The sequence below is a fragment of the Microvirga lupini genome (genome assembly GCF_014191055.1).
Lineage (GTDB): Bacteria > Pseudomonadota > Alphaproteobacteria > Rhizobiales > Beijerinckiaceae > Microvirga > Microvirga lupini_A.
Genome location: NZ_JACHWB010000004.1, coordinates 244840 through 265879 on the forward strand (window position 1 = coordinate 244840; position 21040 = coordinate 265879).

A 21040-nucleotide genomic window follows, 5' to 3' on the forward strand; every position below is an offset into this window, starting at 1 on the left:
TTTCGTAGTGGGAGCCCCATGTCGTCCCCGGACTTGATCCGGGGATCCCCGTCTTCAAGACCTGTGATCACATTCTCCGCCTCATCCTGAGGAGCAGCGCAGCTGCGTCTCGAAGGAGTGTCGAGCGTCCTCTGGAGCCTCCTTCGAGACGGTCGCCTCGGCGACCTCCTCAGGATGACATTGAGCCTTTGGACGGGCAGAGGCTGTCATCCCCGGCGGTCCGCAGGACCGGGAAGGGGATCCACTTGCACGCTCGGTGCTGTAGATTCCCTTCCCCTCCGCTGACGCTCCGGCCGGGAACGACACCGGAGGGCAGCAGCAGTCATGTTCTCATTTTGTTCTTGACAATTCTCCTAAGCTGGGCTATATCATGGTTCATCCTCGTCCACAGAGGGGCGCGCTCGCGAGGCGTCGCAGATGCGGGACGAGGCGCGGTCCCGCCGCAGGTCTCGCACGCCTGTGATCGCGGGTGGCCGATCCTGGCGCAGATCCAGGTCCGCTGAAACAAACCGCGCGTGACGAGCAGGTCCGGCTCTTCACTTCTCACCACACAATCGAGCCGGGCTGCCCAGCACGCCTCCCTCGATCTCACCCGACGGCTCGCAGCCCACCCGCTGCGGGCCCGAAGGTGCTGGTTCTTTGACAGGCCATCACACACGTCATCCGGGGGCTGCGCAGCAGAGCCCGGGAGCCATACACATTGACGGTGCAGACAGAGGTGCAACGCGGCTCGCCTTTTCTTGAAACGCCGTGGTTCTGGATCCTCGCCTGCGCGGGGAGGACAGCGTTGAGCTTCCGGTGCTCATTCCGCAAACGATCCCGGATCGGCTCCGCCGTCCGGGATGACGTCGGGAAGGTCGCCGTGAAGCGACGGTTGCACCGCGCCTGAAGCCCCGGTATCCCTTCTTGTCCAACGTGAGGAACAGCGATGACGGTCAAGCTCGACGGGGCCACTCTCGGCATTCAGGACGTGGTGCGTGTGGCGCGCCGCGATGCGCAAGGGGTCTACGCTCAGGCGGCCCTGGCTCCGGAAGCGCGCGAGCGGATCGCCGCGACGCGGGATTACATCGACCGCACCTGGATGCATGACGACGCGCCGCTCATGTACGCTTTCAACACCGGCGTCGGCCTGTTCAAGGACCAGCGCGTCCTCATCAGCGATATGGCGGCCTACCAGCGCAAGACCGTCTACGCGCACGCCACAGGCGTCGGCGAGCCCTTCGCCGAGGATGTGACGCGTGCCATGATGCTCCTGCGCGCCAATGCCTTCGCGTCGAACTATTCAGGTCCTCGCGTCGAACTGGTCGAGCGGCTCATCGCGTTCCTCAATGCGGGCCTGCATCCGGTGATCCCGCAGAAGGGCTCCGTGGGCGCCTCGGGCGATCTCGCGCCGCTGGCGCACATGGCCGGTGCTGTCTGCGGTTTCGACGAAGCCGATATGATCTATCAGGGCCGCGTCATGCCAGCCCGCGACGCCATTCGCCTCGCGGGCTTCGATCCCGATTTCGATCTCGGCGCAAAGGATGCCTCCGCACTCATCAACGGCTCGACCACGTCGCTGGCGCTCGGTGCTCTGGCAACGTACGACGCGCGGCGCCTGCTCAAGCACGCCGACATCGCCATGTGCCTGTCGCTGGAGGCGATGCGCGGCGAGCTCGCCGCCTTCGATCCGCGCGTGCACAAGGCGCGTCCGCATCCGGGCCAGGCGAAGGTCGCGCGCAACCTCCTGCGCATTCTCGACGGCACGAAGCGCTGCTCGCAATTGGCCCGCGACATCGTCTTCCCAGACGAGCCGCGACAGCCCAGCCAGCCTGCCTCGCCCCGCGTGCAGGACGTCTATTCCCTGCGCTGCACGCCGCAGGTCCATGGGCCGGTGATCGAGGCGCTCGAATACGTGGAGCGCATCATCGGCACGGAGATGAACTCCGCCACCGACAACCCGCTCATCTTCGACGATGGCCAGGGCGGCTACGTGTCGATCTCGGGCGGCCACTTCCACGGGCAGTACATGGCGCAGGCCATGGATTTCCTCGCCATCGCCATGGCGGATCTCGGCGCCATTTCCGAGCGGCGTCTCGCGCGCCTCATCGATCCCACCATGTCCTATGGGCTGCCGCGCAACCTGCTCGCCGGCAAGCGCGGCCTCAACACGGGCTTTGCCACCGTGCAATGCTCCATGTCAGCGCTGGTCATGGAAAATCGCGGGCTTGCGACGCCGGGCTCAGTCGACTCCATTCCCGGCAAGTCCAACGCCGAGGATCACATCTCCAACTCCACCTGGTGCGGTCGCAAGGCGCGCATCATCGTGGAGAACGTGGAGCAGATCGTGGCGGGCGAGCTGCTGATGGCCGCCCAGGCACTGACCCTCGTGGAGCCGCTCGCCGGCGATTATCCACTTGGCAAGGGCTCGCGTGCCGCCATGGAGGCGATCCGCGCCGTCATTCCGCCGGCCCTTGAAGGCGACCGCTGGTACGCTACCGAGATGCGCCAGGCCCTCGACCTCGTGCGCTCAAGCGCTGTCGTCCAAGCGGTTGAGAGCGTCATCGGCGAGCTGGAGTAAACGAAAAGGCCCGGTCATCCCGGGCCTTTGATTGTTGGAGGCGGTGCCGATCAGCGGCAGCGGCGGATGTTGCGAACGACGACGGTGCCGTTCGGTCGATAGACACGCTCCTGTACCGTACGGCAGCGATCCACCCGGCGCTGCCAGGCGGGAACGCCGCAGCGGCGCACTGTGCGATAGACCACGCGGCCATTGGGCTGGACGGTGCGGACGCGGCGGGTCACGCAGGCCACATTGTCCACGAGCGACGGCGCCTGGATCTGCTCAGGGCTGAAACGCGCATGAGCTGCTTGAGGAGCGGCGAAGAAACCTGCACCGAGAGCGAGGGCGAAAGCGGGGAGAATGATGGATCGCATGGTCCATTCCTTATGGTTCGAGAAGGGGCTGACGACAACGGCAGGTCTATGCCATGGTTCCTGAAGCCGGAATGAACCCCATGTTGTCACGCGTTACGATTCGCCCCGTTCAGGCCTCCGATGGCGCCGAGCTTGTGACGGCCAACCTCGCCAGCATTGCCCTGCACGAGCCCTGGGTGTCGCCCTGCCGCGACCATCCGAGCTTTCTCGGCTATCTCACCCGCTGCGACGGCGAGCGCTCCCTGGGCTTCATCGCCCGCGAGCGGGAGAGCGGGCGCATCGTCGGCGTGGTGAACCTGAGCGAGATCGTACGCGGCTACTTCCAGAGCGCCTATATGGGCTATTACGGCATGGCCGGCATGAATGGCCGTGGACTCATGCGGGAGGCCGTGAGCCTCGTGGTCACGCACGCCTTCCGCGATCTCGGACTGCATCGGATAGAGGCGAACATCCAGCCCTTGAACCAGCCCTCCCGCGCCCTCGTGCAAAGCCTCGGTTTTCGCCAGGAGGGGTTCTCGCCACGCTACCTGAAGATCAACGGCGAATGGCGCGATCACGAGCGCTGGGCGGTGCTGGCGGACGAGTGGGAAGGGTAGAGCATCGGACCCAAAAGTGGATTTGCACTTTCGGGATTCATCCGATGCGCAATGGACTTCAGGCTGTGGTCGAAAGCTTCTTCTGCAGGAAGAAGCGGCTGCCGCCGACAGGATAATCCTTGAGCTCGCCGAAGATTTCGTAGCCCAGGCGTTGGTAGAGTGTGAGCGCCTTGGTGTTCAGCGTGTCGAGCCAGGCCGAATGGCAATCGCGCCGCTTCGCTTCCTCCTCGGCCATGGCGATGAGGCGCGTGGCAAGACCCATGCCTCTGAAGGTCTCTGGCACGAAGATCAGTTCGATGGCGAGCCATCCGCCCGCCGTGCGGCCGCAGAGGCCTCCGACGGGCTCGCTGCGATCCGGATCGCGGATCGCGATGGCGAGGTTCCGGCCCGGCGGATGGTTGGCGAAGAGTGTCTTGTTGAAGCCTCGTACGCCTTCGAGAACGATGTCATGGAGCGCGGAATCGTCCTCGACGAACGCGAGTGTCGGCGCCTGCGTCATTGAGAGAATCTCACGTTGCGATCTGCTTGACCGCTGCGAGCAGCACGCGCGCCGCCGTATCCGCATCCTCGACCGTGATCGACTCCGCCGGGTTGTGGCTGATGCCACCCTTGCAGCGCACGAAGAGCATGGCGGAGGGGCAAAGATTGGCCACCGCGACCGCATCGTGGCCCGCGCCGGAGGACAGATGAAGCGGCTCGATGTTCAAGCCCCGCACCGCGGCCTCCAAAAGCTCGATCAGCCCCTTGTCCATGGGCGTGGCGGGCGAGTCCATGAACGGCTCGATGACGAGTTCGACGCCGCGCCTTTGCGCTGCCGCCCGGCACTCGGCCATAATGTCCTGCACCATGGCCTCGCGCACTGCATCGTCCGGCGCGCGGGCATCCAGGGTGAAGTCGACGCGTGCGGGGATCACGTTGATGGCCCCTGGCTGCACCTGGGCGACGCCCACGGTCGCCACCGTGTCGGTGCGCGTGGATCCTGCACGCTCCACGATCCCGATCATCTCGGCCACGGCCGCCAGCGCGTCGCGGCGCATGTTCATCGGCACGGTGCCGGCATGTCCCGCCTCGCCGATCACGTGAGCACGGGCCCGGGTGATGCCGTTGATGGCGGACACGATGCCGACCGGCAGGTCCTTCGCCTCGAGCAACGGACCCTGCTCGATGTGAACCTCGAGGTAGCCGCGATACAGCGCCGGATCGCGGGCCAGCACCGCAGCACCGTCTGGATCGCCCCCGAAGGCGATCAACGCATCGCGCAAAGCGATGCCGTCCTGATCCCGGCCGTCGAGCCAGGCCGGGTTGAATCGGCCGGCGAGCGCAGAGGATGTGGAGAGATTGGTCGGGAAGCGAACATTCTCCTCGTCCCCGAAGGCTACGACCTCGATGGGGCAGACCGGCGTGATTCCCTTCTGGCGCAAGGCTTCGACCACAGCGATGCCGAGCACCACGCCGAGATTGCCGTCATAGCGCCCGGCATCGACGACGGAATCGATGTGGGAACCGATGAGGAGGGCGGGCGCGTTGGGGTCAGTTCCTTCGATGCGGCCGATCACGGAGCCGAGCGCATCGATATGGGCATCGAGCCCTGCGGCCTGCATCAGGCCGAGCGTCGCCTCGGCAGCCTTGCGATGAGCGGTGGACAGATAGAGCCGCGTGATGCGGCCTGGCTCGTCCGTATGCTGGGCGAGATCCTCGATCATCGCCATCACGCGGCGGCCGAGGGTGAGATCGGATGAATGCGTCATCCGACGAGAGTTTCAGGAACCGGCCTGCTTCGCAAGAGGATGCGGGGTCATCGTCAAAAGCATTCGCTGTCGTGACGATCTTAAAACCTCATCCTGAGGAGCAGCGAAGCTGCGTCTCGAAGGAGGGCCCAGAGAGCACTGGAGCTTCCCTCGCGACGGTCGCTAAAGCGACCTCCTCAGGATGAGGTGGTGTTTATAACAGGTGCCTCAGGCGGCGACGCCGAGCTTCTTCTGCAGGCTCGTCGACGAGGTCGTGTATTGGAACAGGAGCTTCTTCTCCGGATACACGTAGCGGTGCACTTTCTGCGCCGCCAACGCGCCTTCGTGGAAGCCGGAGAGGATGAGCTTCAGCTTGCCCGGATAGGTGTTGATGTCGCCGATGGCGAAGATGCCGGGGACGTTGGTTTCGAACTTCTCCGTATCGACGGGGATCAGGTTCTCGTGCAGGTTCAGGCCCCAATCGGCAATCGGCCCGAGCTTCATGGTGAGGCCGAAGAAGGGCAGCATCACGTCGCAATCCACGGTGAACTCGGATCCGTCATCCTTGCGGATCACGGCGCCTTCCAGCACAGGCGCCTCGCCCTTCAACGCGCTCACCTGGCCGAGATGCAGGTCCATGTCGCCGGCGGCCACCAGCGAGCGCATCTTCTCCACCGTGTGGGGCGCGGCGCGGAAGGCGTCGCGACGGTGGAGCAGGGTCAGGCGCTTGGCGATGGGCTGCAGGTTCACGGTCCAGTCGAGGGCGGAATCGCCGCCGCCGACGATGAGCACCTTCTTGTTGCGGAACATCTCCATCTTCCGCACGGCATAGTACACGCCCGTGCCCTCATAGGCCTCGATGTTGTCGATCGGAGGCTTCTTGGGCTGGAACGAGCCGCCGCCGGCCGCGATGATCACCGACTTGCAGGTGAAGGTGGTGCCGTTCTCGGAGGTCTTGACCCGGAACAGGGGCGCCTCGGGCGTGCCGATGGATTCCAGGCTCTCCACCATCTCGTTGAGGTGGAAGGTCGGATGGAACGGCTCGATCTGCGCCATCAGGTTGTCGACCAGCCCCTGGCCCGTCACCATCGGGAAGCCCGGGATGTCGTAGATCGGCTTTTCCGGGTAGAGCTCGGCGCATTGGCCGCCCACTTTCGGCAGGATGTCGATGAGATGGCATTTGATGTCGAGGAGGCCCAGTTCGAACACGGCGAACAGGCCAACGGGCCCGGCACCGATGATGACGACGTCCGTTTCGATATGGTCGGTCATAAACTGGCTCCTTCGAGAGACCTTTCCGAAAGCATGGTCTCTCCGTCTTGGCAATGCGGCAGGCGGAACGAATGAGGATCTAGCGGATCCTCATCCGTTCCGCAGGTCTCTTATTGACGCATTTTCGGGCGGCGAACCGGGGTCCACTTCGCCTGAAAACGCTTGGGGGTCACGCCCCGGTGGGCGCTAACGTCACTTCCAGGCCGTCGAGTTCGGGGGTCCACAGAATCTGGCAGGAGAGGCGGGAATTGGGCTTCGTCACCACGGTGTCGAGCTGGTCCTCCTCCTCGTCCGTGGGAGGGAAGAGCTTGTCCAGCCACTCCTCGGCCACGAAGACGTGGCAGGTGGCACATTCGCAGGCTCCGCCGCACAGGCCCTCGATGGGCAGGCCCCAATCCCGGATGATCTCCATGACCCGCCAGCCCTCGATGGCCTCAAGGGTGTGGCGCTGGCCGGCCCGGTCGGTCACATGGATGACGCCCATGAAGCGGGAATTCCTTCGTATGAATTCTGGGATGAGGCGCAGGAGGGTGCGCCGGATGGGGTGCATATCGGCCTTTCGGCTCGCCCCGTCAATGGTTTAAGGGCGCCGTTTGTTTCCGAGGCTCGACCGTCCTAAACCCCCAGCGTGTCCGCTCTCAGCGCCTCGTTCGCCATAAGCTCGGCCATGGAGCCCTGGAAGCGGATTTCGCCGCGCTCGATCACGCAGGCCCGGTCGCTGATGCCGGCGGCAAAGGCCCAGTTCTGCTCGGAGAGCAGCACGGCCACGCCTTCCGCCTTCATTGCCCGGATGGCCTCGGCCATCATCTGCACGATCACCGGAGCGATGCCCTCGGAGGGCTCGTCGAGCAGGATCGCATCCGGGTTCCCCATGAGGGTGCGGGCAATCGCCAGCATCTGCTGCTCGCCGCCGGACATCTGGCTGCCGCGCCGGCCGCGCATCTCGGCTAAATTGGGAAAGAGCCGGAACAGCCGCTCCGGCGTCCAGGGCGAGCGGCCGGCAGGCGCGGGCCGGCGCCCCGTCTCCAAGTTCTCCTCGACGGTGAGATCGGTGAAGATGCGCCGGTCCTCCGGCACGTAGCCGAGGCCGAGCCGGGCAATCTTGTAGGTGGGCAGCCTGCCTAAGGAATGCCCCTTGAAGGTGGCCTGCCGGGCCGAGGCCGAGACCAGCCCCATGATGGCTTTCAGGGTGGTGGTCTTGCCCGCGCCGTTGCGGCCGACCAGGGCCATGACCTCGCCCGCCTGGAGCCGGAACGTCAGGTCGAACAGCACCTGGGCGCGGCCATAGAAGGCGCAGAGGTTCCAGACCTCGAGAATCGGCGCATTCATGCCGGGGTCATCCCTTTCGGCCTTTCCAACGCGTGCTCATCGCCCAGATAGGCGCGTTTGACCTGCTCGTCCCGCCGGACCTCGTCCGGTGTTCCGGACGCGATGATCTGACCGCGCAGGAGCACCAGCACCCGGGCCGCATGGCCGAAGACCACGTCCATGTCGTGCTCCGTGAAGAGAACGCCGATGCCCTGGGATTCGGCGATGGACGCGGTAAGGTCCATCAGCGTCGCCCGCTCGCGTGGCGCCATGCCGGCCGTGGGTTCGTCCATGAGGAGCAGCTTGGGCTGCCCGGCGAGTGCGATGGCGAGTTCCACCCGCTTGACGTCGCCATAGGCCAGCGCCGAGCAGGGTGTGTCCGCCGCCTCCTCCATGCCGACCCGGGAGAGCAACTCGACGGCTTTGTCACGGTGGCGGTCGCGGGCCGGAGCCCAGAGGCCATTGCTCTGCCGGTTGCAGCTGATCAGCGCCATCTGGACATTCTCGGCAGCGCTCATGGAGAGAAAGGTCTGCGCCACCTGGAAGGTGCGACCCACGCCACGGCGGAAGCGCTTCTGCGGCGATGCGCGGGTGATGTCCTGCCCATCGAGCAGGACCTTGCCGCGATCAGGCGTGAGCTGGCCTCCGACCATGTTGAACACGGTGGACTTGCCGGCTCCGTTCGGCCCGATGACCGCCAGCATCTCGCCGCTTGCAACCGTGAAGGTTACGTCGCGCGCCGCCATCACGCCGCCGAAGGATTTGTGCAGATCATCGACAGTAAGAAGCGTCATGCCCGCGCTCCCCACCAGTCGCGAACGGTGCCCACGAGGCCACGCGGGAAGATGAGCACCATGGCGATGATGCTCAGGCCCAGCAGCAGGCGCCAGAGCGACGTGAGCGGCATGATCCAGTCGCGTAAGCCATGCAGGGCCGCAGCGCCCACAAGCGGCCCCATGACGGTCTGGATGCCGCCGAGAAGCAGCATCGTGAGCGCATCCACCGAGGTCGAGATGCCGAGCAGGCTCGGATCCACCGAGCCGCGGGAAAACGCATAGAGGCCACCGGCGAGGCCCGCCGCGGCGCCGGCGATCATGAAGGCAAGCCAGCGGTGCTGGCGAACCTTCAGGCCGATCGCCTCCGCACGGGCCTCGGAGTCGCGGGCAGCCCGCAGGGCATAGCCGAACGGCGCTTCGATGATGCGCTTCAGAAGCAGCACCGTCACCACCGTGAGGGCGGCAGTGAGAAGATAGTAGGGGATCGGGCCGCTTGCCCAGGAGGAGGGCCAGACGCCGACGATGCCGTTGTCGCCGCCGGTCACCTCCACCCATTGGAACGCCACCGCATAGAGGATCTGAGCGGCAGCCAGCGTCATCATGGCGAGATAGATGCCGGACAGGCGCACCACGAAGGCGCCAACCAGACCGGCGCCGAGGGCCGCCAACGCCAGCCCGAGCGGCAGCGCCGCCTCCATCGAGACCCCGTACCATTTGACGCCAAGCGCCGCGCCATAGGCGCCGAGGCCGAAGAAGGCCGCATGGCCGAAGCTCACGACACCGCCGACGCCGATGAGGAGTTGCAGGCTGAAGGCGAAGAGCGCGAAGATCAGGATCTCGGTCGCGACCTTCAGGAGGTAGGCATCCGCCGCCAGCGGGAAGGCAGCAAGAATCCCGATCACGACCAGCAGGATGAAACCACGACCCGGAAGGGGGCTTCGGCTGGCGATGCCTACCGCATGGGATCCGCCGATGATCTCGGCCCTGCCGAAGAAGCCATGGGGTCGGATCGCCAGCACCACGGCCATGAGCAGGAACACGACGACAAGTGTGCTCTTCGGGAAGATCAGGATGCCGAAAGCCTGCAGCTGCCCGATCACGAGAGCGGCCAGGAAGGCACCCGGCACGCTGCCCATGCCACCCACGACCGTGACGACGAAGGCCTCCGCGATGATGGAGAGGTCCATGCCGGTATTGGCCGAAACGCGCGGGATCTGGAGCGCACCGCCGAGACCGGCGAGGAATGCACCGAGAAAGAGCGTTCCGGTGAACAGCAGCGCCTGATTGACGCCAAGCGACGCCACCATGTCGCGATCCTGCGTGGCCGCGCGCACCAGAACGCCGAAGCGCGTCTTGCGCAACAGAAGCCACACGAGACCGAGCACGATGGGGCCGGCGGCGATCAGCACGAGCTCGTAGGAGGGAAAGCGGCGCCCGAGGATTTCGACCGGCGCGCGCAGTCCGGGAGCGCGGGGACCGAGAATGTCCTGCGGGCCGAACACCTGCACCACGAGATCCTGCACCACGAGCACGATGCCGAAGGTGGCGAGCAGCTGGAACAGCTCCGGCGCGCCGTAGATACGCCGCAGGAGCAGGACTTCGATGATCACGCCGATAAGCCCGACGATGATCGCCGAGGCCAGGATGCCGGCCCAGAAGGTGACGGGGCCGAAGGAGAGTTCGAGCAGCTGCGGCACCAGGGTGGCGGCCGTATAGGCGCCGATCATGTAGAGCGAACCGTGCGCGAAGTTCACAATTCGGGTGACGCCGAAGACGATAGTCAGGCCGCAGGCGGTGATGAAGAGCGAGGAGGCGCTGGACAGGCCGCTGAGCGCCTGAACGGCCAGGAAGGCAGGGTCCACCGTTACCCTCCCCTTGAGGGGGAGGGTCGGCCATCAGGCCGGGGTGGGGTGGGAAGCGCAACGGCTTCCGATTGAGGCGAGCCATATAGGGTCGCGTAAATGGTGTCGAGAACGCCGCTCATGTTCTCGGTCAGTTCGGTGTTCCAGAAACGGACGACACGATAGCCTTCGTTTTCAAGCCACCGGGTCCTGGCTTCGTCCTTGGCTGCAATGTCAGCCTGCGAATGGTGGCCGCCGTCGAGTTCGATGAGGAGGCGCCCTTTCAGGCAGGCGAAGTCGGCAACATAGGGACCGATCGGCACCTGTCGGCGGAAGTGACTACCGTGGACGGGGATGTTCTTCAGAGCACGCCAGAGGGCCTGCTCCGGCTCGGTGGCATTCGAGCGAAGCTGTTTTGCTCTCTCACGTCTGAAGCGGTTGATGTTCGACATGACTGGTTTTCTGCTGTGGTGCCACCCCACCCCGGCCTGGCGGCCGACCCTCCCCCTCAAGGGGAGGGTGAAGGCGAGTCAGTCCTTCCGAACCGCCTTCACCTCGGCCTCGGTCGGCATGAACGAGGTGCCGTCCTTGTAGGTCCAGTCGGTCATGCCGCCGGCTGCGCCCTTCAGCACGAGCTTGCCGACCCAGGCCCCCATGGTGGACTGGTTGTCGATGCCGCGCATGGTGACGGGACCGATCACGGTGTCGAACTTCGCATCCTCCAGCGCCTTGATGATCGCGTCCGTCTCGGTGGAGCCGGCACGCTCGATGGAATCGCGGATCATGGTCATGACCATGTAGCCCAGCAGCGAGCCGAGGCGCGGCGTGTCGTTGTACTTGGCCCGGTAGGCGTCGATGAAGGCCTTGTGCTTGGGCTCCTTGATCTCGTCCCAGGGATAGCCGGTCACGGTCCAGCCCTCGGGCACCTCGTCCTTCAGGGGCAGGAGCCATTCCGGCTCACCCGTGAGGAGCGAGAGAACCGTCGCGCCCTCGAACAGCCCGCGGGTGTTGCCCTCGCGGACGAACTGGGTGAGGTCGGGACCGAAGAGCACGTTGAAGATGCCGTCGGGCTTGGCCTGCTCGATGGCGGACGCGGTGGCGCCCGCCTCGATCTTGCCGAGCGCCGGATACTGCTCGGCGACGATCTGGGCTCCGGGCACCCGCTCCTGGATCAGGCGCTTGAAGACGGCGGCGGCCGACTGTCCGTATTCATAGTTCGGCGCCACGATGGCCCAGCGCTTCGCCCCGGAGGCTTTCGCCTGGTCCACCAGCATGCCGACCTGCATGAAGTTGTTGGGCCGGATGCGGAAGGTGTAGCGGTTACCCTGCGCCATCGTCACGGCATCGGTGAGCGGTTCGGCCGCGATGTAGACGATCTTCTTCTGGTTGGCGTAGTCGGCCATGGCGACGCCGACATTGGACAGGAACGAGCCGAAGAGCAGCGACACGCCCTCTCGGCTCACGAGCTCGTCCGCCACCCGGGTGGCGCTGCCCGTGGTCGCTCCGTCATCGCGGGAGACGATCTCGATCTTGCGCCCGAGTACGCCGCCCTTGGCGTTGATCTCGTCCAGGGCCATCTGCCAGCCGTTGCGGTAGGGCACGGTGAAGGCCGCCCATTGCGCATAGGAATTCAGCTCGCCGATCTTGATCGGCGCCTGCTGCGCCTGAGCCGCCGGTGCTCCAAGGGCAAGCGCCGCTCCAAGAGCAAGCCAAGCCGGAGCCCGCCAGCGGATCATTGATGTTGTCGCCATGACGGCATTCCTTCAATCGAGATTGGGCAAGGATTTAGGGCCAACCGGGTCGAGAAGAAAGACACAAACTGCCAAGGTTGTCCAAATCCCGCCTTGCCCCCACCCGGGCGAGGATGACACATTCGCGGTCCTTTCCGTTTCGCAAACGCAGCAGAGCCATGCTTCTCGACCGTGACCCCGCCCATGCTTTCATGCCCTATCCGGCCGCTCCGGTTCTCCATGCGCCGGCAGGCCCGTTGTCCGGCCTGACCTTTGCCGCCAAGGATCTGTTCGATGTGGCGGGCTATCCGACGAGTGCGGGATCGCCCCACATGCTCGCCATGTCGGGCATCAAGACCCGCACGGCGCCGACCGTCCAGAAGCTGCTCGATGCCGGTGCGCGCCTCGTGGGCAAGACGATCACGGACGAGCTCGCCTTCTCCATGAGCGGCAAGAACGCCCATTTCGGCACGCCGGTGAACGGCGGCGCGCCCGAACGCATCCCCGGCGGCTCGTCCTCGGGCTCGGCGGCGGCCGTCTCGAACGGGTTGTGCGATTTTGCGCTCGGCACCGATACCGGCGGATCGGTGCGGGCGCCGGCCAATCATTGCGGCCTCTTCGGCATCCGGCCGACCCATGCCCGGGTGAGCCTCGAACTCTGCCACGACCTCGCCCCCTCCTTCGACACCTGCGGCTACTTCACCCGCGACGGTGCCACTTTCGTCCGGGTGGGCGAGGTGCTGCTGGGCGAGGACACGACGCCCCTGCCGCAGACGCCCCGGGTTCTCCTGGCGCGGGACGCCTTCGGCCTGCTCCACGGGCCAGTGCGGGAGGCGCTTGCGCCGGCCCTGCGCCGGACCGAGACCGTGCTGGGCGAGCCGCAGGAGGTCGATGTGGCCACGGAGGGTTTCACGGCGCTCTATTGGGCCATGCGCTATATCCAGAGCCGGGAGGCGTGGACGGTCGACGGGCCGATGATCGAACGCTACCAGCCGCCCCTCGGCTCCGGCGTAGCCGACCGATTCGAGTTCTCGCGGGCCGTGACCGACAATCAGGTCGCGGAAGCCCAGGTGATTCGCGCCGCCTTCCGCAAGCGGTTCAGTGCCTTGCTCGGCACGGATGCGGTGCTGATCCTGCCGACCATGCCCGACGTCGCCCCGCTCCTCACCGAAAGCGATGAATCGCTGAACGATTACCGCAACAACGCCCTGAACCTGCTCTGCCTGTCGGTGCTGTCCAGCCTGCCTCAGGTGTCGATCCCACTCGCCTCCCGCTCAGGCGCTCCGCTGGGGCTCTCGCTCATGGGGCCTGCCGGATCGGACCTAAGTCTCGTGCGACTGGCGCGGCGCATCGCCGAGAGTGCCTAACGCATCGGCCGTGAATTCGAACTCACGTTCGATGCTTTAAGTTTTTGGTTTGCCGCATCTTTCCGCGCAAACCTGGTGTCCACTTTTGCGTTCGATGCTCTAGCCTGGACCCAACGGACGCTGCCGGAGTTACCGGCAGAGCGAGAAGCAGACCACGAGCCTCACGAGGGGAAGCCATGACGCATCCAGCCGTTCACCCGGAAACGCCGCATGTGGCGGTAGCCAGCGCCTGCGTGCTGGGGGAGGGGCCGGTGTGGGACCACCGTTCAAACACCCTGTTCTGGGTCGACATCAAGAACCCAGGGGTGTGGCGCTACCGTCCAGACACGAAGGAACATTTCCGCGTCGATGCACCCGAGCGGATCGGCTTCATCGCCCTGACCCCTGACGAGGACGTGGTGATCGCCGGGTTCAAGTCGGGGCTTGCGCGCTTCAATCTCAAGACGGGCGATGTTCAGCCGATTGTTTCGCCGGACAAGGACAAGCCCAATAACCGCATCAATGACGGCCATGTGGGCCCTGACGGGGCGATCTATTTCGGCACCATGGATGATGAGGAGGAGAATGCCTCCGGGGCGTTCTGGCGCTGGGACGGCAAGGAGCTGACACAGTTCCATTCCGGCATCGTGGTCACCAACGGCCCGGCCTTCAGCCATGACGGGCGGAAGATCTACACGACCGACACAACAGGCCAGATGATCTATGCCCTTGATGCGGGCGAGGGCTCCATCGGCGAGCCGCACCCCTTCGCGCGCTTCGAGCAGGGGTGGGGCCATCCGGACGGCATGGCGGTCGATGCGGAGGGCCATGTGTGGGTCTGCCACTGGGGCGCCTCGCGCATCACGCGGTTTGCTCCCGATGGCTCGGTGGAGCGCACCGTGTCGGTGCCGACCGCCCAGGTGACGAAATGCGCCTTCGGCGGCCCCGATCTCACCACGCTCTACATCACCACCGCCGCCATTGGCCGCGACCCGCATATTGATGTGATGGCGGGCCATCTCTTCAAGGTGGAGACGGGCGGCATCCGCGGGCTGAAGACCAACATCTTCGAGGGATAGGCACCATGAGCATCGAGCGCTTCGGCTCCCTTAATGGGCAGGATGTCCTTCAGGTCTCGCTCACAGGTCCTGACGGCATGGTCATGCAGGTGCTGACCTGGGGCGCTGTAATGCGCGATCTCGTCGTGCCCTCCTCAGGCGGTTCGCAGGGGGTGGTGCTCGGGCTCAACTCCATCGAGGATTACGTCGCCCATTCACCCTATTTCGGCGCCATCGTCGGGCGCCATGCCAACCGCATCGGAGGTGCGTGCTTCACCCTGAACGGGGAGACCTACCGCCTTGATGCCAATGAGGGCCGCAACCAACTGCATGGTGGCACCATAGGGTTCGGCACGCGACTCTGGAGCATCATTGATCATACGGACACCAACGTCACCTTGAGCCTCGTGTCGGAAGATGGCGACATGGGCTATCCCGGCCGGCTCGTCGCCACCTGCACCTACACGCTCCTGCCCTCATGCGGCTTGCGGATCGTGCTGGAGGCCACCTGCGACGAGCCGACGCCGGTCAACCTCACCACCCACGGCTACTTCAACCTCGACGGCAGTGCGGATATTCTTGCCCACCATCTGATGATCGCAGCCGATTACACGACGCCGACCCGCCCTGATCTCATTCCGACGGGTGAGATCCGGCGCGTGGCGAATACCGGCTACGATTTCACCACCCTGAGGCCCATCGGCGCGGCCGAGTTCACGCAGGAGCGCATCCTCTACGACATCAACTACGTGCTTCATGGGCCCTACGGCGAGCTTCGCCACGCCGCAACGCTGGCGTCGCTCAAGAGTGGGGTCTCCATGGAACTCTGGACCACGGAGCCTGGCATCCAGTTTTATGACGGGCACCTGCTGAATATCCCGGTGCAAGGCCTGGGAGGTGCTAAGTACGGCCGCCACGGCGGGCTCTGCCTGGAGCCGCAGCGCTTTCCCGACAGCCCCAATAAAGCCCATTTTCCGTCGTCTATCCTGATGCCGGGGCAGGTCTCTCGCCAGGTCAGCGAGCTAAGGTTCGCTCGCTGACGGAAGGAACTTTGCTCAGGCATAGAGGTTCTTCTTTGTAGGCGTTGCGTTCTCAGACAAACACAAAGCAGTAGGGGAAGGCGCTCATGCCGGTGCTCGATGCCAAGGCCCTGGAGATTGATCCCAAGGGAATGATTTTCCTGAAGAATGTCCTGCGCCCGCTTGCCTCTTCCGAGGTAACCCCGAAGGATAGCCCGCGTACCGTCCGGATCCGGCTTCACATGCCGAGACGGACGCGCGAAGCCGCCTCTCTGGCGTGACGGGCCCTCTCGAGCCCGCCACTTTTCTCAATCAAGCATCCGCACCTGCCGCGACCAGACCACGCTTGGCCAGGAGAGCGTCTGCCGTGGGCAGGCGTCCCCGGAAAGCCGTGTAGGCCTCAGCCGGGTCGCGCAGGTTGCCGGCGGAGTAGATGAAGCGCTTCAGCTTATCGGCCATGTCGCGGTTGAAGGCATCGCCCGTCTCCTCGAAGGCTGTAAAGGCATCCGCGTCCAGCACCTCCGACCAAAGATAGCTGTAATAGCCCGACGAGTAACCGTCGCCGGAAAACACGTGCGTGAAATGTGGCGTGCGATGGCGCATGATGATCTCGCGCGGCATGCCGATTGTCCGCAATGTCTCCGCCTCGAAGGCTGAGGCGTCGAGATTGCTCAGGTCCTTGCGGCGATGAAGCTCCAGGTCGACGAAGGCGGAGGCAAGATATTCGACCGTCGCGAAACCTTGGTTGAAGTTGCGCGCCGCCATCAGCCGCTCGAGCAGCTCTTCCGGGATCGGCTCACCCGTCCGATAGTGGGTCGCATAGCGGCGCAGGATGTCCGGCTGCGACAGCCAGTGCTCGTAAAGCTGCGAGGGCAGCTCCACGAAATCCGTCGATACGGCTGTGCCCGCGAGCAGCGGATACGTCACGTTTGAGAGAAGGCCGTGCAGACCGTGGCCGAACTCGTGGAACAGGGTACGTGCATCGTCGAAGCTGAGAAACGACGGCTCACCCGCGCCGCCCTTCGCGAAGTTCATCACGTTGACGATGATGGGGCGGACGTCGCCGGTGAGCCGTTCCTGAGACCGGAAGGCGCTCATCCAGGCGCCGCTGCGCTTCGACGACCGTGCGAAATAATCGCCGATGAAGGTGCCTACATGCTGGCCGTCCGCATCCATGACCTGCCAGGCGCGGATATCGGGATGGTACTTGGGAAAGTCCTTCAGCTCCTGGAAGCTCAGGCCGAAGAGCCTTTGTGCGGTCTCGAACGACGCCTCGATGATCCGGTCGAGCTGGAAGTAAGGCTTGATAGTTGCCTCATCGAGATTATGGCGCGCCATGCGGACCTGGTCCGCATAATAGCGCCAGTCCCACGGCTCGATGACGATGTTGTCACCGATGGACTGCGCCTGAGCCTGCAGGTCGTCGCGCTCCTCCTCCGCCCAGGCGCGGGCGGGCGTCCACACGTCGTTGAGGAGCTTCATCACGTTGTCCGGATTCTTTGCCATGGTGTCGGCGAGCTTGAAGTCGGCGAAGGTCTCATACCCTAGGAGCTTCGCCCGCTCGGCGCGCAGGGCCGCCGTCTCGGCGATGATCGCCTTGTTGTCGGTCGCATTGCCATTGTCGCCGCGGGCGGCCCAGGCCTTGAAGGCCTGCTCGCGCAGGTCGCGACGCCTGGAGAACTGCAGGAAGGGCTCGATGCTGGAGCGGGAGAGCGTGATGACGTGTTTGCCCTTCAGGCCCCGTTCTTCGGCGGCCTGTGCGGCCGCTTCGCGCAGGAAAGAGGGCAGGCCTTCGAGATCCGCTTCGCCGTCGAGAACGAGTTGGTAGGATTTCTCGTCCGCCAGCACGTTCTGCGAGAATTGCGTTCCAAGGCTCGCGAGCCGCTCGGTGATCGCGGCTAGGCGCTTCTTCTCGTCAGGCTCGAGTTTGGCGCCGGCGCGCACGAAGATGGTGTGGTAGCGGTCGAGAACGCGCATCTGCTCAGGGCTAAGGCCGAGGCTCTCGCGCTTGTCGTAGAGCGCCGCCACGCGCCGGTAGAGCGCCTCGTTCATGAAGATGCTGTTGCGGTGCTTGGCGAGGATCGGCGCCATCTCGCGCTCAATGGCTTGCAATGCGTCGTTGGTGTGCGAGCCCGCGAGATTGAAGAACACGCCGCCCACTTTCTTGAGCGTCTGGCCGCTGCGCTCCAGGGCCTCGATGGTGTTGCCGAAGGTCGGGGCTTCCGGGCTCTCCGCGATGGCGGCGATCTGCGATTGCTGTTCGGCGAGGGCGGTGTCGAAGGCCGGCCTGTAATGCTCCGGCGCGATGCTCTCGAAGGGCGGAAGGCCGAACGGGGTCGACCATTGTGCAAGAAGGGGATTGCCCGCGAGAGCCGCGTCTGAAGCCGTCATGATCGCTCCTGCTGTCTGATCTGAGAACCTGAAGTCTTAGACGCCTCAGCCATCCACGGAAAGAGGGCCTGAACCCATGGAAGCTGTGTTGCCGGCGAGATGGCGCTGCAGGAACGCGAGGGCTCTGCGGGTCGCGTCTTCCTCCGCCGCACCCCTGAAGCCGTGGCCCTGTCCGGGATAGACCTTTACCTCGTGCGGCACGTTCTGCTGGCGCAGCAGGGCTTCCACCGCATAGGCGTTGGCCACCGGCACGATGGGATCGGCCGAACCGTGCAGCACCAGGGTCGGCGGCAGCCGCGACGTGGTGGCGATCGCGCCCTGCGGCAGGGGGCCGAAGTAGTTCACCAGCGCCTTCACGCGCGGATCGGTACTCGACACGGCGAGCCCCAGGGCTGCACCTAAGGAGATACCCACGATGCCGATGCGGCCAGGATTCGCGCCGGGATGATTCGCCGCGAAGGTCAGCGCATCCTGAACGGTGCTCATCCAGGGCATGAAGTTCTGGAACAGGGTGCTGAACGAAGCCCGCCTCTCGCCCGTGCGGTCGAGATAGTGGACCAGGTGAACCTGGTAGCCGGCAGCTGCCACGTCGCGGGCCGCTTCACGATACTGGCTATTGTAGCTCAGGCCGTCAGCGCCGTGCAGCATGAGGAGCGTGGGACGGGGCGAGGTGCCGGATCCCTGGAAGGTTTCGACGGCAATGGCCTTGCCGCCGCTCTTGAACGCGTTGCGCTGGGCAGTCACGGGCATCGAGATGGACTTGTCCTGTTGAGCTTGAGCGGTGGAGGAGGCAGCAATGGCTGCTCCGATCAGAAGATTTCGTCTGGTGATCGACATGGGGATTAAGGCCGCTGGGCGGGGATTCCGAACCCATGAGATGGGTTTGCATGCCTGCTGCTTGCAGATGGCAAAAGGTCCCAGCGTTTGCACCGGCCAAGCTTTTGGCCAAGGTTAAGGATCGTTTCAGGCTTGAGCACGTTGTTTGCAGGCCGGCGAGATCGTCTCGCGGCTATGCAGAGATTGACCGAATGCGTCCCGCGCCCACCCCCGAGCCTCCTCCAGAGACGGAAATCGAGCCGCCCGGCGTCCCAGGGCTGTCCGGCCTCCTGACCCTGGCCGTAGGCGTTGTCGTGCTGGCGGCACTTTATGTGGGGCGGGAGGTGTTTCTCCCCGTCGTGCTCGCCATCCTGCTCGCATTCGTGCTCGCGCCCTTCGTCGAGTTGCTGCGCCGGTGGCGCCTGAGCCGGGTGCCGGCCGTCATCATTGCCGTGCTGGTCGCCCTCGGGATCATCGTGTCCCTGGCGACCGTCATCGGCTTTCAGGTCGCCGGCCTGGCAACCGATCTTCCGCGCTACCAGAGCACTATCGAAACCAAGATCGGCCACCTGCGCGAGGGATCCCTCGGCAAGCTGCCGGCGCTGCTGAAGGATTTCGGTCGTCGCTTCGATCAGGCTGTCGCCGAGCCGCCGCCGGAGCAGCAGGCGCCAACGCCTTCCAATGCCACCACGCCTCCGCCACCCGAGGAGCCGAAGCCGCTCCCGGTGGAGGTGCACGAGCCGGATCCGACCCCGGCGCAGGTTGCCAAAAACGTTCTGCTGCCTTTGCTTGAGCCGCTGGCCACCACCGGTATCGTGTTTGTGGTTCTGGTTTTTATCCTGATGCAGCGCGAAGACCTACGTGACCGCATGATCCGCCTGTTCGGGGCCAGCGACCTGCATCGCGCTACGGCCGCCATGGATGATGCCGCGCGGCGCCTCAGCCGGTATTTCCTAACCCAGCTCGCACTGAACGCATCCTTCGGTGTCGTGGCGGCGGTCGGTCTCTGGCTGATTGGGGTCCCAAGCCCGATCCTGTGGGGCGTCTTTGCGGCCCTCATGCGGTTCGTGCCTTATATCGGCTCGTTTCTTGCTGCCGTCCCACCGATCTTGCTGGCTGCTTCCGTCGATCCCGGCTGGTCCATGGCCCTCATGACGCTCGCGTTGTACGCCATCGGCGAGCCCCTGATGGGTCATGTGGTGGAGCCCATCGTGTATGGGCAGAGCACGGGCCTTTCACCCTTCTCTGTCGTTATTTCGGCCATCTTCTGGACCTGGATCTGGGGACCTGTCGGCCTATTGATCGCAACGCCCCTGACCCTGTGTCTTGTTGTGCTGGGCCGGCATGTGGAGCGGCTCGAATTCCTCGACGTGCTGCTTGGCGACAGGCCGGCCCTGACACCGGCCGAGAATCTCTATCAGCGCATGCTCGCCGGCGATCCGGACGAAGCTCTCGAATCGGCGGAACTCCTTCTGAAGGAGCGCTCGCTGACGTCCTATTACGATGAGGTTGCCCTTCGGGGACTCCAGCTCGCGGCCAACGACGCGACGCGGGGCGTTCTCACTCACCGCCAGCTCGATCAGGTCAGGGACGTGATCCGGGCCCTGGTTCAGGATCTGGGCGGGCACGACGACGTTGAGCCCGAGGCGCACGAAACCAAGGACGATCCGGTGGCGGCTCCTGCCAGTGAGAAGCCTGCCAACAAGGAGCCGGCGGTGCCTGCGCCGATGCCCGAGGAGAGCCGGGTCCCGGAGGCCTGGAGGGCGGACGGCGTCATCCTATGCATTGCTGGCCGTGGGCCTCTCGACGAGGCGGCCTCCGAAATGCTGGCTCAGCTCCTGAGCAAGCACGGACTCGGCACCCGCGTGGTGCCGCATGAGGCCGTGTCGCGCCGGCAGATCTTCAACCTGGACATGACCGGCGTGCAGATGGTGTGCATCAGCTATCTGGAGATCAGCGGCACGCCGGCGCATCTGCGTTACCTGCTGCGTCGACTGAAGCAGAAGGCCCAGGCTCCGACCCTGGTCGGCCTCTGGCCCGCGGAGGATGCGGTGCTGAAGAGCGAGACGATGCGTGCCACGCTCGGCGCCAATTACTACGTCTCGTCCCTGCGCGATGCGGTGGTGCAGTGCCTGAAGGTGGCGACCGGCGAGGAGAAGCTGTCGGAGCCAGTCAATTCAGCGAGCGCTGATAAAGCAACGTCAGCCAAGCGGCTGCCGTTGCCTGCATAACGATGTCCTAAAG

19 protein-coding genes are annotated in these 21040 nt (G+C 64.9%); 7 read left to right on the top strand and 12 right to left on the bottom strand.

All coding sequences use genetic code 11. From position 1 onward, the window contains the following. Positions 1 to 928: 928 nt before the first annotated feature. Entirely contained in the window at positions 929 to 2560 is a 1632-nt protein-coding gene (locus FHR70_RS16515) for an HAL/PAL/TAL family ammonia-lyase (protein WP_183452128.1), read from the top strand. A 50-nt stretch (positions 2561 to 2610) separates the two neighbouring features. On the opposite strand, the gene FHR70_RS16520 is transcribed toward FHR70_RS16515, so the two are convergent. Further along, positions 2611 to 2916, bottom strand: coding sequence for a hypothetical protein (locus FHR70_RS16520; RefSeq protein WP_183452130.1), 306 nt, complete (start codon positions 2914 to 2916; stop codon positions 2611 to 2613). A gap of 80 nt (positions 2917 to 2996) precedes the next feature. Here FHR70_RS16520 and FHR70_RS16525 point away from each other — a divergent pair, with 80 nt between their 5' ends. Further along, a complete protein-coding gene (locus FHR70_RS16525) occupies positions 2997 to 3512 on the top strand; it encodes a GNAT family N-acetyltransferase (RefSeq protein ID WP_183452132.1) in 516 nt (171 codons plus the stop codon). A gap of 58 nt (positions 3513 to 3570) precedes the next feature. Here the strand turns inward: FHR70_RS16525 and FHR70_RS16530 are convergent, their stop codons facing one another. The 9 genes from FHR70_RS16530 to FHR70_RS16570 all read right to left on the bottom strand — a co-directional run bounded on the left by FHR70_RS16530 (position 3571) and on the right by FHR70_RS16570 (position 12187). After that, positions 3571 to 4011, bottom strand: coding sequence for a GNAT family N-acetyltransferase (locus tag FHR70_RS16530; RefSeq protein ID WP_183452134.1), 441 nt, complete (start codon positions 4009 to 4011; stop codon positions 3571 to 3573). Between the two features lie 10 nt (positions 4012 to 4021). After that, entirely contained in the window at positions 4022 to 5260 is a 1239-nt protein-coding gene (locus tag FHR70_RS16535; protein WP_183452136.1) for an allantoate amidohydrolase, read from the bottom strand. A 207-nt stretch (positions 5261 to 5467) separates the two neighbouring features. After that, complete coding sequence (locus FHR70_RS16540) at positions 5468 to 6511, bottom strand: NAD(P)/FAD-dependent oxidoreductase (protein ID WP_183452138.1); 1044 nt, start codon at positions 6509 to 6511, stop codon at positions 5468 to 5470. A 169-nt stretch (positions 6512 to 6680) separates the two neighbouring features. Continuing rightward, the gene (locus FHR70_RS16545) at positions 6681 to 6995 is read right to left on the bottom strand and encodes a 2Fe-2S iron-sulfur cluster-binding protein (RefSeq protein WP_183452140.1); all 315 of its coding nucleotides are present in this window, start codon (positions 6993 to 6995) and stop codon (positions 6681 to 6683) included. A gap of 131 nt (positions 6996 to 7126) precedes the next feature. Next, complete coding sequence (locus FHR70_RS16550) at positions 7127 to 7840, bottom strand: ABC transporter ATP-binding protein (RefSeq protein WP_183452142.1); 714 nt, start codon at positions 7838 to 7840, stop codon at positions 7127 to 7129. Continuing rightward, positions 7837 to 8613: an ABC transporter ATP-binding protein gene (locus FHR70_RS16555; protein WP_183452144.1), complete on the bottom strand. Its 777-nt coding sequence runs from the start codon at positions 8611 to 8613 to the stop codon at positions 7837 to 7839. The genes FHR70_RS16550 and FHR70_RS16555 overlap by 4 nt, the downstream gene beginning before the upstream one ends. After that, positions 8610 to 10457 (bottom strand): ABC transporter permease subunit, encoded by a 1848-nt coding sequence (locus tag FHR70_RS16560; RefSeq protein WP_183452146.1) that lies wholly within the window; start codon positions 10455 to 10457, stop codon positions 8610 to 8612. Before FHR70_RS16560 ends, FHR70_RS16555 begins: the two co-directional genes overlap by 4 nt. A gap of 2 nt (positions 10458 to 10459) precedes the next feature. Further along, a complete protein-coding gene (locus FHR70_RS16565; protein WP_183452148.1) occupies positions 10460 to 10888 on the bottom strand; it encodes an endonuclease domain-containing protein in 429 nt (142 codons plus the stop codon). Between the two features lie 78 nt (positions 10889 to 10966). Continuing rightward, positions 10967 to 12187, bottom strand: coding sequence for an ABC transporter substrate-binding protein (locus tag FHR70_RS16570; protein ID WP_246408231.1), 1221 nt, complete (start codon positions 12185 to 12187; stop codon positions 10967 to 10969). Between the two features lie 158 nt (positions 12188 to 12345). Here FHR70_RS16570 and FHR70_RS16575 point away from each other — a divergent pair, with 158 nt between their 5' ends. The 4 genes from FHR70_RS16575 (at position 12346) to FHR70_RS16590 (ending at position 15870) form a co-directional block, all read left to right on the top strand. Then, positions 12346 to 13533, top strand: a complete 1188-nt coding sequence (locus tag FHR70_RS16575; protein ID WP_183452150.1) for an amidase — start codon at positions 12346 to 12348, stop codon at positions 13531 to 13533. 176 nt (positions 13534 to 13709) lie between these two features. Next, complete coding sequence (locus FHR70_RS16580) at positions 13710 to 14591, top strand: SMP-30/gluconolactonase/LRE family protein (RefSeq protein WP_183452151.1); 882 nt, start codon at positions 13710 to 13712, stop codon at positions 14589 to 14591. 5 nt (positions 14592 to 14596) lie between these two features. Then, positions 14597 to 15610: an aldose epimerase family protein gene (locus FHR70_RS16585; protein ID WP_183452153.1), complete on the top strand. Its 1014-nt coding sequence runs from the start codon at positions 14597 to 14599 to the stop codon at positions 15608 to 15610. Between the two features lie 86 nt (positions 15611 to 15696). After that, on the top strand, positions 15697 to 15870 hold the full coding sequence (locus tag FHR70_RS16590; RefSeq protein WP_183452155.1) for a hypothetical protein: 174 nt from the start codon (positions 15697 to 15699) through the stop codon (positions 15868 to 15870). 31 nt (positions 15871 to 15901) lie between these two features. On the opposite strand, the gene FHR70_RS16595 is transcribed toward FHR70_RS16590, so the two are convergent. Both FHR70_RS16595 and FHR70_RS16600 read right to left on the bottom strand, forming a co-directional pair. Further along, positions 15902 to 17980 carry a M3 family metallopeptidase gene (locus FHR70_RS16595; RefSeq protein WP_183452157.1) on the bottom strand — a complete coding sequence of 693 codons (2079 nt, stop codon included), beginning with the start codon at positions 17978 to 17980 and terminating at the stop codon, positions 15902 to 15904. Between the two features lie 45 nt (positions 17981 to 18025). Then, the gene (locus FHR70_RS16600) at positions 18026 to 18817 is read right to left on the bottom strand and encodes a dienelactone hydrolase family protein (protein ID WP_246408234.1); all 792 of its coding nucleotides are present in this window, start codon (positions 18815 to 18817) and stop codon (positions 18026 to 18028) included. 191 nt (positions 18818 to 19008) lie between these two features. Between FHR70_RS16600 and FHR70_RS16605 the strand changes: the two genes are divergently transcribed. After that, complete coding sequence (locus tag FHR70_RS16605; protein ID WP_183452159.1) at positions 19009 to 21027, top strand: AI-2E family transporter; 2019 nt, start codon at positions 19009 to 19011, stop codon at positions 21025 to 21027. Positions 21028 to 21040 lie beyond the last annotated feature (13 nt).

Coding starts and splice junctions, on each gene's coding strand:
- FHR70_RS16605 (WP_183452159.1), top strand. CDS start 19,009: ATGCGTCCCGCGCCCACCCCCGAGCCTCCTCCAGAGACGGAAATCGAG.
- FHR70_RS16515 (WP_183452128.1), top strand. CDS start 929: ATGACGGTCAAGCTCGACGGGGCCACTCTCGGCATTCAGGACGTGGTG.
- FHR70_RS16570 (WP_246408231.1), bottom strand. CDS start 12,187: ATGGCGACAACATCAATGATCCGCTGGCGGGCTCCGGCTTGGCTTGCT.
- FHR70_RS16550 (WP_183452142.1), bottom strand. CDS start 7,840: ATGAATGCGCCGATTCTCGAGGTCTGGAACCTCTGCGCCTTCTATGGC.
- FHR70_RS16600 (WP_246408234.1), bottom strand. CDS start 18,817: ATGTCGATCACCAGACGAAATCTTCTGATCGGAGCAGCCATTGCTGCC.
- FHR70_RS16565 (WP_183452148.1), bottom strand. CDS start 10,888: ATGTCGAACATCAACCGCTTCAGACGTGAGAGAGCAAAACAGCTTCGC.
- FHR70_RS16580 (WP_183452151.1), top strand. CDS start 13,710: ATGACGCATCCAGCCGTTCACCCGGAAACGCCGCATGTGGCGGTAGCC.
- FHR70_RS16590 (WP_183452155.1), top strand. CDS start 15,697: ATGCCGGTGCTCGATGCCAAGGCCCTGGAGATTGATCCCAAGGGAATG.
- FHR70_RS16535 (WP_183452136.1), bottom strand. CDS start 5,260: ATGACGCATTCATCCGATCTCACCCTCGGCCGCCGCGTGATGGCGATG.
- FHR70_RS16530 (WP_183452134.1), bottom strand. CDS start 4,011: ATGACGCAGGCGCCGACACTCGCGTTCGTCGAGGACGATTCCGCGCTC.
- FHR70_RS16595 (WP_183452157.1), bottom strand. CDS start 17,980: ATGACGGCTTCAGACGCGGCTCTCGCGGGCAATCCCCTTCTTGCACAA.
- FHR70_RS16545 (WP_183452140.1), bottom strand. CDS start 6,995: ATGGGCGTCATCCATGTGACCGACCGGGCCGGCCAGCGCCACACCCTT.
- FHR70_RS16525 (WP_183452132.1), top strand. CDS start 2,997: ATGTTGTCACGCGTTACGATTCGCCCCGTTCAGGCCTCCGATGGCGCC.
- FHR70_RS16575 (WP_183452150.1), top strand. CDS start 12,346: ATGCTTCTCGACCGTGACCCCGCCCATGCTTTCATGCCCTATCCGGCC.
- FHR70_RS16520 (WP_183452130.1), bottom strand. CDS start 2,916: ATGCGATCCATCATTCTCCCCGCTTTCGCCCTCGCTCTCGGTGCAGGT.
- FHR70_RS16540 (WP_183452138.1), bottom strand. CDS start 6,511: ATGACCGACCATATCGAAACGGACGTCGTCATCATCGGTGCCGGGCCC.
- FHR70_RS16585 (WP_183452153.1), top strand. CDS start 14,597: ATGAGCATCGAGCGCTTCGGCTCCCTTAATGGGCAGGATGTCCTTCAG.
- FHR70_RS16555 (WP_183452144.1), bottom strand. CDS start 8,613: ATGACGCTTCTTACTGTCGATGATCTGCACAAATCCTTCGGCGGCGTG.